Genomic DNA, 9,112 nt, shown 5'->3' with positions numbered 1-9,112 from the left:
GGACTGCAGAGATTGAATGCGGAGGCTCTGGTGGGCGCTGCGCGCCCACCGCCAGAAGCCGGCCGCCAAGGCGGCCTATTGCGGTCTTTCCTTGCCGGGCGCTGCGCGCCAACGGCCAACGGATCACCTATCTTGGTTGTCTTCCAACATCTTTCGCATTTAGTACACCTTCGGACCGCTGCGCGCCCCGACCAAGTAGACCGCTACCGGGAAGTGGGGCACGCTGCGCGTACCCCACTTCCCGTGCGACTACTACTCACCCACAGTGAAATTCACATCGAGATACGAGAAATTGTCTCGTAGATGCTGCCGTACATCGTCGAGATCTACGGCCTCGTCCGCATCTTCTTGGCTACGCGCCGATCGCGTCATTGTTAATGCAACCGTGACATTCACTTCTACATCGAAGTCACGTTCTCGGCCTTCGAGCCCCCACTGTTCGCAGAACCTCTCGAACTCGCTGCACAGACTGTTCTCGTCCGCCCATTCGCACGCGGACTCGCTCATCCGCCTGACCCACTCGCGATGGTTCGCACGCTCGGTATTGGCGCTCTCGCGTACGGCCTGCAAGGTCCGTTCGACGGCGGCCCGTTCGTGGATCGGCCGCACATACTCACCGAACCACGCGGGAGCGGCCCCAGGTGACACCGTGACCGGTGAGATGTCACGTGTACGCACCAACCCCGTCCAGCTCTTGTAGGTGTGCTCGACGGCCATCAACGGCTCACGCCACACGACAGCAACGCTTGCATGGGTCTCGGTGGCATTGCGCTCGTCCACCGAGAACCATCCCGACGCGGCGATACCGCCGCTTCCATCACTTATCTGCACATAGGCCCCCTCTGCGGGGTATCCCGCAACCAGGGGCTCTGGCAAGGCCTCGAGCACGACGGCCCGGTTCGACCAGTCAGCACCCCCTAGAGACCCGTTGTCGAAGACCACCTCGAGCACGGACGCAACTGGCAACACTGAATCGACGATCGATGTCATGGCAGATTTCAGCCTCTCAATTCGGGTGACGGATGGTCAGTCCGCCGATCAACAGAACGCCTCTGAATCTACCATCGAAACACTTGCACTGGAAGACGTAGGAGTCATCGAAACACGTTGATAAACAAAGCGTTTGGGATCACATCTATCGACAAGACGCAACCCGGCAGCGGCCGCAATTGTCCCCGGCGCACTCGGTGCCGGGGACCGGGTGCGCCCTGTCCGAAGCCAATGCCGGAATAGGATCGCTCAGGTGCCCCGTCCCTTTCCTCTTCTCGACGACTCCGTCTTCACCTCCTCCGGATACAAGCGGAGTACCAAACGGGTGGGACCCGATCTCGAGGACGCCTGCCTCTGCGGATCCCGCCGGCGGACGCGGTCCTGCCATGCGACTGCAGCCGGTCGCTGGATCGTCTCGGAACCGCCACCCCTCCTGAACGATGCTCGCACTGGCTACGCACACCCCGAGTGCTTCGGCCAGGCAGGAGCAGACTGTTCCGACAAGATCAGTAGAGAGCATTGGATCAGTGCCAACATTCACCGGCAGCTGCACATCGACGGAAAAGCACCCATGCTCAGCGGCGCACCGTGGCTGCATGGAGCATCGAAATCGGTAGGCACAAAAGCACTAGCCTCGAAGATCCTCTGTGAGCGCCACAACAATGCATTGTCACCTTTGGATTCCATTGCAGGACAGTTCTTTCAGGCAGTACGGGACATGCAGTTGTCCTTGGCGAGCACGACAGCACCTTTCCTGGGGCCGGCCGACGATCATTTCCTCCTTCTCAGTGGACCACGACTACAACTTTGGCTCCTCAAACTCGTTCTCGGGGGCGTGGCCTCACGCTCCTTCGGTGCGGCCGGCACACCCCTCAAGTCAGTCAGGACACAACCAGGGGTTGCGCTCCATGATATTCTTTGGCGCGGAGCGTTGTTCCCTAATCGATGGGGACTGCACGCTCGAAGGCACCGAGTCGATCCCAAGGGCACGCCAGAATCCATCGGCGTCATCAACCAAACAATTGACGACGAGGTATGCGGTGCAACAGTTCAATTCGGGGCACTCAATCTGAACCTCGGCCTTGGGGTGCCCGAGAACAGCGCGACGGTACAACCTGCTTCATACCGCTTCGATAGACCCTCGACAGACGTCCAGAAATACATTGCGCTTGCCTGGCCAGAGGACGGCCACGAACCCATCAGTTACTCGAACCTTGGATAGCCCACGGCGCGGCCGCTCCGCCACCAACAGCGTTGATAGCTCCCATTTCGACCTCGTATTCGCGATGTATTCTCGCGGGCATGACGCTCACCAGTTCGCTGGACCAGGCCAGTTCTACGATCCACGACGCCGGCCTCCGCATTCAATCTCTGCAGTCCACACTGGACGGCACCAAGCGAGACCTTGCGCAAACGCAGGAAGAACTGGCTCGCCTAGCTCTCGTTCTCGACACCTACGCTGCAGCTACCGAGGCTGGGCAACCTGCTGAAGGGAACCAGCTCAGACTGATCTCAGGAGCACTTGCTGCCGCAGCACAGAGCCTCACTAAGTCGTCCGACGCGCTTCGCGACGACGTGATCGCAGGCATCTAGCTAGCAGGTGACCGCCCCTTGGTCTCGGTCTCTGCGTCTCCGCGACGAGCTCGCCGGGCTTGCCAAGTACCTGATCGAACTGCATCGCTCGACAACCCGGTTTGGAGCTGGTTTGCCGCCAGGCGGGGAAGCCGTCGCTCGACACAGTTACGCAGCCCCGCCCCATAGCCCTGCAAGAGGATTGCCCACCCAGCGTAGTTGATTGAACGACCCTCGACGTCGCGCACGTGACAACAACAGTGACCCGTCGTGAATTGCTGAGCAGAACTCATCGATCCTGTTGAGCACCGACTCGGCCGGGGACGATTGCACTGTGATCCACACCGGAACCGAAAACTTTCGTATCCATTCCCACGTCTCACGGGATCCGGTAGCGGCCCACAGCAACAACACTATTCGGGTTCACGCTGTTGATGTTCGGGGTCCGATCGAACTGCGCCGCGCTACCGTTGATCTCGTCCTCGAACAGCAACTCGCACGCGCTCGACGAGTCGCGTTGACCGAACGTCCGTACGCGCAGCCGTGGCACGAATATTTGACCTCACTCGGCGACGGAGATCAGGAGTTTCTTGATCTGATAGAGGCGGCGTCCCAGCAGCTCGTAGCCCGGTCCGGACGCGCCGAGGTAGTTGCGAAGGTGTGCTTGGCTGTAATGCTCGCGTCTGGGTGTGTGGTTCGGCCGGCGTTCGACGGCGGAGCGCGGACGACCAATCGTGCAGCCGAGTCGGCCGACGGTCAGGACGACATGGCAGCGTTCCCGGAAACGTGGGCGGCGCGAGACGTCACTCGAAATAACAGGCTGGTGCTTGCAGTGGGATCGCTTCCTGCGAGCGATCCCACCTTGGCGGACGCCCTGATCACTGCGGTCGTACAGCCGTGCCGAGTCAGTGTGTTTCGCCCGCATTCTTGACAGAACACGGCGATACGCCCGGACAGTGATCGGGGATCGCTCTAGTCGAGCGATCCCAGGCGCGAGTCTTGCCGATGATCGTGGAACGACAGCATGTTGTGCGCGACGATCCACTGTAGAAACGAATCCGGGAGAGCGTGAATGGCGTCGGCATCGACGTGGTGCCCGACTTGGGTCAGGGCGTGACGGAAAAGCAGCACCTTCTGACGCTCGCCAGAGAGCCCGGGCCTGCTCGCCGAAGGCTCGAAACGCGGCGGCCACTCCAGAAGATCGCTGAAGTGCCATTCGATTAGATCGAGTGCGGCCAGATACTCCCGATGCGCCTTGGTCCCCGGCACGACCTTTGGGTAGAAGTACTGGTCAGTCGGGTCTTCTCCGGCTGTGAGACCGGTTTCTAATTCGCCCGGAACATAGTTCGGGGACGTCGGTGGCAACCGATGCACCCTGCCCGGATGTACGAGCACCCAGACTGCCTGCTCGTGGGATGTCGTTTGACCGCGTTCCAACGGTCCCGAGCAATCGACTCGGAACGACGTGGGGTCCGTTGTCACGAAAAAATTCTCGTTCATTCTCAGCGCTCTAGCGGTTGCGTGACCCCACCACTGGATATGGCAGCCTCCGCGCTGCTTGGTCCTAACCTGCGTCGCGTCCGCCCTCTCCGTGATCAAAAAACTGTTCCGAGAGAACGCCTTATGTGCATCCGGCACATCTAGTCGTCTGTATCCGTCGGTGACGTTCTTGGTGGGCCTACCGATTTCGAGGCGGTCCCCTTCCTCCAGCTGGATCGCAGGTCCGACCTGTTTCGGCGGGCTGAACCTTACGACGGGGACGCGCCTGTTGTTCGCACCGTCATCTCGGTACTTGACGATGTCCGAGGCCCACACTTCGACCGTGGTGTAATTCGTTGCCGTCATGAACTATTTTCCCTGCGTTCCTTGTGGTTTGCGACACGGGCCGATATCTTCTCGTACTGCGTCGATTGCCGCCACCGCTACCTCGGCTGCGACGGGAGCGGCATCCGCTGCACCGGATCGAGGCGACTGTTCACCGCCCAAGATTCGGACGGCGATGACTATTTCGGGGTTCTCTGCCGGCGCGAGTGCGACTACCCAGCCGTCGTAGGAACCGCGGTCGTCATCCGCGGTGCCGGTCTTCGCGGCGACCGGCATGTCGAGAATCCCGAGCTCGCCTGCGTGTCCGTCCTGCACGACCGCCCGCATACCGTCGAGCACGGGTCCGGTAACCGGGTTGTCGAGAACGAGTGCGGTTGCCGGTGGCGACGTAACGGAGTCGACATCCAGCTGGTCGTCTGTGCATTGCCCTAGCTGCACCCGCGCGCGGGGTAGTGCTCCGTTCGTCGCGAGTCGGCCCACCGCCACGGCCATTTCGTACGGTGATGCGCGGACGTCCTGCTGACCGAATCCCGTGCGCGCAAGCGCATCTGGGTCGTCGCCGACGCCTCCCACGACGATGCCGGGGTGAGTCGGGAAGTCGGCGGAATCGGCGGAGAGCACCGCGGTCATCTGGGTGATCGACTGCAGACCGGTTCGGATGGCGATCTCGGCGAATGCGGTGTTACTGGACTCCGCAAGTGCCTGGGTCAGATCGCCGCCGCCTTCGATGTTGCCGGCGTTGTGGACGATGCCGACCCCGCCCGGGGGTGTGTATTCGTCGCGAACCGGCGTGGTGGTGTTCTGTCCTGCGCTCAGGGCGCTGGCTGCGACGATGGTTTTGAACGTCGATCCCGGTGCGCTTTGCGAATACACCGCCGGGTAGCCGGCGTCATAGGAGTGTTGGTCCGAGCGGTGTGAGTAGAGGCCGAGGATACTGCCGTCCTTGAGGTCCAAGGCTACGACGTCCCCTTCGTATCCGCGGGTTTCGAGACCGTCGCGGGCAGCGGTCTGGACCGCTGAATCGAGGGAGGTGACCATTGTCGGTGATTCGCATGCCTTCTTCACAACAAGGTGTTCCAGCCATGGTCGTAAGCAAGTGCCGGCGCTCATGTTCGTGGCGACGAAGTAGGCGGCGTCGATGTCTCCGTTGAGCTGCGGTATCGACGACTCCAGGGTGCGGGTTTGCACGTCGGCATCGGTGGTCGCGTCACGCATCGTCGATGGGACGAGGAACGGCGTCCCGTCGCGGAAGACAACCGGGCCGGGGTTTCGTGACGCGGCATCCTGGGCTGCGGTTCGTGCGGGAACTTCGGGTACGACGGTTTGCCAGGCAACCAAAGTGATGACGATCAACCACAGTCCGAGGATCGCCCACTTCGTTCGGTCGACGCGTGCGACAACGCGGAGTTCGGGGACGCTTGGAACCGGCCGCCAGCGGTGGGATCCGATGCCGACGATAAGCCCGACGGCGATCCACATACAGGTCAGCGAGCTTCCTCCGTTGGAGAGGAACGGGACGACCATCCCCGTGACAGGCACCTTGTTGATGGTGGCGAGCGTGACGTACAGGGCTTGCACGGACACCATGGCTGCCAGGCCGGTCGAGATCAGGCGTGGCCCTGCGCTGGTGGCACGGATTGCCGACAGCCAGCAGGCGGTGACCAAGGCACCGAATAGGCAACAGATTGCTATGACCACTATCGCTCCCCGTTCCTCTCCGATGCCGGCGAGGACGAAGTCGTTCTCTACGTTGGCGACGTCGAGCGGGGATCCGTTGTTGAAGCCGGTGCCGAGCCAGCCTCCGGTCGCGAACGACCGAAGTGCCGCGCCTGTGTTCTGAAGCTGTCCGTCGGACGTGATGGGGTTCAACATCTGGTCGATGCGGGCGCGGAGCTTTCCCACACCGAAAAAGGTTGCGACGACGAGGACTGTACCGACGGCCGTAAATCCGATCCAGACGCGCGGTGGCGGGCCGCACACGATCAGCATGACTGCTACTGCACCGGTGAGCACGAGTACCGGACCGAGGTCGGATGCGTAGCCACCGAGGGCCGCGGCGAAGGCGACCGGCCAGCAGGCTAGCAACGCGGGCGTAACCCTTCCCGCTCGCAGCGCTGGTCCTGCGGCATACAGCATCGATCCCAATCCGATGATGATCAGGATTCTGGCCAGATCGCCCGTCTGTCCGACGAAGGGCCCGACAGATATCCAACCAGGGGCACCGTTGACTAGTACGCCGATCCCGGGCATGAGGGGAAGCGTCAGTGCGACACAACCTGCGACCGCTACGCCTGTCCCCGTGATCGAGCGAGCGGTGGTGTTCCACGTACTGCCGATCCACGCAGCGACGAGGAACGCGGCCACCCCGACCAAGGCCCACCGCGCCTGGTCGACGCCGCTACCCGGATAGAGCCTCTCCGCCGTCACGGCACCGAGGCACGTGAGGGTCCAGGCGGCGACTGGGATCACGAGGGAGGCGGATGCGCCCACAACGCGCCGAACGAACGCACACAACACGATCGGAACCACCGCTGCCGCCGCGACGTAGAGCAACGAATGCTGCACGGACCAACCCAGCTGGGCTGCTGCAGTCAGCACCAGCGCGGGAGGTCCCCCAAGAGCCGCGAGGTCGCTGGAACTCTGCCCGCCGCTGAAACCGGGTGCGCCGCCACCTGCTGGTCGAGTCGCCACCGCTTCCGTGTGTACCCGCAGGAGGGCGAGAACTGTGAGCGCCAGTACGGACAGCGTCGCGAGCATGTCGGCGATCATCTCGACGCCCCCGAGGCACTTCGTTTCACCAGACGTATCCGGTCGTGCTTTCCCAGTCGGATCACGCACTCGGACGTCGCCGCCCTCGGTTCGCGGGGGGCCACCCGGCTGTTGTCGAGCCAGGTGCCGTTGGTGCTGTCGAGATCTTCGACTTCGACCACCTGAGCGGCGGGATGCCAGCGCAGGGCAGCGTGTGCCCGTGAGACGGTCCGCGAGGAAACGACAATGTCGGATGTGGAGGATGCGCCGACCACGTAGCGCCGACCCTTGCGAAGAGCGACGCGTCGACCGTCGGGCAGATCGGCGAACCACAGCTCGGAGGCGTCACCCGGCGCGACATCGGTGATGTCGTCCTCGCCGCGCGGTCGGCGAGGGACGTCGCCGACTTGGTCGGTCGGAGAGTCGTCGCCGTCGGGATAGCGAAGTACTACCTCGACATCTCGTCGGCCGAGAGCCGGGTTTGCGCGGAGGGAGAACGCAACGCCGGAGTAGTTCCACGATTCTGCTTCAGCACGGGCGGCGAGATCTTCTCCCAGTTCACGGGAGAACTGCACCCAGATCGGCACGACGCGTTCATACATCTCCGGAGCGAGTTCGAGGAGCACGCCTACCGGCATGAACTTCGTTCGAGCGGTGCCGATCGCACCGCTCACGATCTTGTCCAGAACCCGGACACTAACGTTTTCGGGGGTGGGTAGAGGAACCCGAAGACGCTCCTGCACCGTCTTGGAGACGGCGCGAGGAGCGTTCCCCGCGAAAGTGCCCTGTGCGCGTTGGGTCCGAACCACTTTCGCAATGACAGCGGCTGTAGCGACCAGTGCTGCGATGATGATCAGAGCAGTCATGCTTTCCTCCTCGGTCGAGGAAAGCATGACGCGCTACGGCCTTCACGAACAGAACCGATGGATTCTGTAGTTCACGCGCGCTGGATTCGGCCCACGATCACTGTGATGTTGTCGGTCGCACCGGTTTTGGCAATCTCAACGAGGCGTTCTGCGATGTGAATCGTGGAGCGTTGTCGCGCCTCCACCAACGTTGATTCGATGTCATTCTCGTGCAGTGAGCCTTTCCACAGACCGTCCGTGGCGACGAGCACGATGTCGCCTGGTTCTGCCTCGTGGGCCCACACATCGGGCGTGACCGACCGCGCACCACCGATACTGCGTGTGAGCGTGTTGCCGGTCGAATGGTCTGCCGTCAATCTTCTCAGTCGCCGACCTCGCGCAGGAAGAATGTAGACGCGGCTGTCACCGACATGGGCGCCGTACAGATAGCCGGTTTCATCCAAGTGAACGATATCCAGAGTCGTTGCTCTTCCTCGATCCGCGGGGTCGTCGTCCTGGCGCGCGCGGACGTCGGTGTTCGCACGCGTAACCGCCGACGCCAGACTCATGCCGTCTTCCTCGATCGCATCGCGGACTGCCCGCAGCGCAGCGCGAGATGCTTGACCGCCGGCAGACCGCCCGCCGACCCCATCGGCTATACCCAGCAAAGACCCGCTGAGGATCGCCCAGTCCTGATTTTCTTTGCGCGGGCCGGCGTCCGTCGCGCTGTCGGCGTCGAAGAAGAGTGCGCCACCGCCGCCGCCGGGAAACGACAGTATTCGACCTACTGTCGATTCCTCGGTATCGATCCGGTCCGTCGATCGGCCGAACAACCGGTCAAGGGCTCCGCCTCGGGTGCTCGTACTCGTACTGGGCTCGCCACGATCGATTACGCGAGACGCAGGGGGCACACCGATATCGGTCATTTCGCTTTGCACAGAGTCGGTTTCACCGCCGAGTGGAACGTGACGGGTGACGGTCAGGCTGTCCGGGTTGACCGTTGCACGAGGCGCACTGAAATCGTCCGGACTCGCTTGCCGTAGCACCCGGTCGGGACCGAACGGTTGCGGTGCCGGTGTTCGCTCCGGACGGCGTTCATCGTGGAAGTCGAACAGGTTGCGAGACATGTCATT

The 9,112-nt window shown here is 62.5% G+C and carries 8 protein-coding genes; 2 read left to right on the top strand and 6 right to left on the bottom strand.

What is annotated here, in order from left to right:
* Window positions 1–252: 252 nt before the first annotated feature.
* The gene (locus CH251_RS26260) at window positions 253–990 is read right to left on the bottom strand and encodes a hypothetical protein (RefSeq protein ID WP_015586238.1); all 738 of its coding nucleotides are present in this window, start codon (window positions 988–990) and stop codon (window positions 253–255) included.
* Between CH251_RS26260 and CH251_RS28110 the strand changes: the two genes are divergently transcribed.
* Window positions 989–1,111: a hypothetical protein gene (locus CH251_RS28110; protein WP_255032396.1), complete on the top strand. Its 123-nt coding sequence runs from the start codon at window positions 989–991 to the stop codon at window positions 1,109–1,111. The genes CH251_RS26260 and CH251_RS28110 overlap by 2 nt on opposite strands.
* Before the next feature lie 1,181 nt (window positions 1,112–2,292).
* The gene (locus tag CH251_RS26250) at window positions 2,293–2,583 is read left to right on the top strand and encodes a hypothetical protein (RefSeq protein WP_032375883.1); all 291 of its coding nucleotides are present in this window, start codon (window positions 2,293–2,295) and stop codon (window positions 2,581–2,583) included.
* Window positions 2,584–2,941: 358 nt separating this feature from the next.
* Here the strand turns inward: CH251_RS26250 and CH251_RS27675 are convergent, their stop codons facing one another.
* From CH251_RS27675 to CH251_RS26225, 5 genes are all read right to left on the bottom strand, one after another.
* Window positions 2,942–3,112 (bottom strand): hypothetical protein, encoded by a 171-nt coding sequence (locus CH251_RS27675; protein ID WP_155289038.1) that lies wholly within the window; start codon window positions 3,110–3,112, stop codon window positions 2,942–2,944.
* A gap of 422 nt (window positions 3,113–3,534) precedes the next feature.
* Window positions 3,535–4,407, bottom strand: a complete 873-nt coding sequence (locus CH251_RS26240) for a hypothetical protein (protein ID WP_015586234.1) — start codon at window positions 4,405–4,407, stop codon at window positions 3,535–3,537.
* Between the two features lie 3 nt (window positions 4,408–4,410).
* Window positions 4,411–7,155, bottom strand: a complete 2,745-nt coding sequence (locus CH251_RS26235; protein ID WP_015586233.1) for an FtsW/RodA/SpoVE family cell cycle protein — start codon at window positions 7,153–7,155, stop codon at window positions 4,411–4,413.
* Entirely contained in the window at window positions 7,152–8,000 is an 849-nt protein-coding gene (locus CH251_RS26230) for an FHA domain-containing protein (RefSeq protein ID WP_032392088.1), read from the bottom strand. The genes CH251_RS26235 and CH251_RS26230 overlap by 4 nt, the downstream gene beginning before the upstream one ends.
* A 71-nt stretch (window positions 8,001–8,071) precedes the next feature.
* On the bottom strand, window positions 8,072–9,106 hold the full coding sequence (locus CH251_RS26225) for a PP2C family serine/threonine-protein phosphatase (protein ID WP_157773226.1): 1,035 nt from the start codon (window positions 9,104–9,106) through the stop codon (window positions 8,072–8,074).
* Between the last annotated feature and the right edge of the window lie 6 nt (window positions 9,107–9,112).

The sequence above is a fragment of the Rhodococcus sp. 06-462-5 genome, from assembly GCF_002258315.1.
GTDB lineage: Bacteria > Actinomycetota > Actinomycetes > Mycobacteriales > Mycobacteriaceae > Rhodococcoides.
The sequence above is the reverse complement of the archived record's forward strand: the minus strand, read 5'-3'. Positions and strand labels throughout refer to the sequence as shown.

What these genes read in the sequence shown, in the direction of transcription:
- CH251_RS28110 (WP_255032396.1), top strand. Translation starts at nt 989, where the DNA reads ATGGCAGATTTCAGCCTCTCAATTCGGGTGACGGATGGTCAGTCCGCC.
- CH251_RS26260 (WP_015586238.1), bottom strand. Translation starts at nt 990, where the DNA reads ATGACATCGATCGTCGATTCAGTGTTGCCAGTTGCGTCCGTGCTCGAG.
- CH251_RS26250 (WP_032375883.1), top strand. Translation starts at nt 2,293, where the DNA reads ATGACGCTCACCAGTTCGCTGGACCAGGCCAGTTCTACGATCCACGAC.
- CH251_RS26240 (WP_015586234.1), bottom strand. Translation starts at nt 4,407, where the DNA reads ATGACGGCAACGAATTACACCACGGTCGAAGTGTGGGCCTCGGACATC.
- CH251_RS26235 (WP_015586233.1), bottom strand. Translation starts at nt 7,155, where the DNA reads ATGATCGCCGACATGCTCGCGACGCTGTCCGTACTGGCGCTCACAGTT.
- CH251_RS26230 (WP_032392088.1), bottom strand. Translation starts at nt 8,000, where the DNA reads ATGACTGCTCTGATCATCATCGCAGCACTGGTCGCTACAGCCGCTGTC.
- CH251_RS26225 (WP_157773226.1), bottom strand. Translation starts at nt 9,106, where the DNA reads ATGTCTCGCAACCTGTTCGACTTCCACGATGAACGCCGTCCGGAGCGA.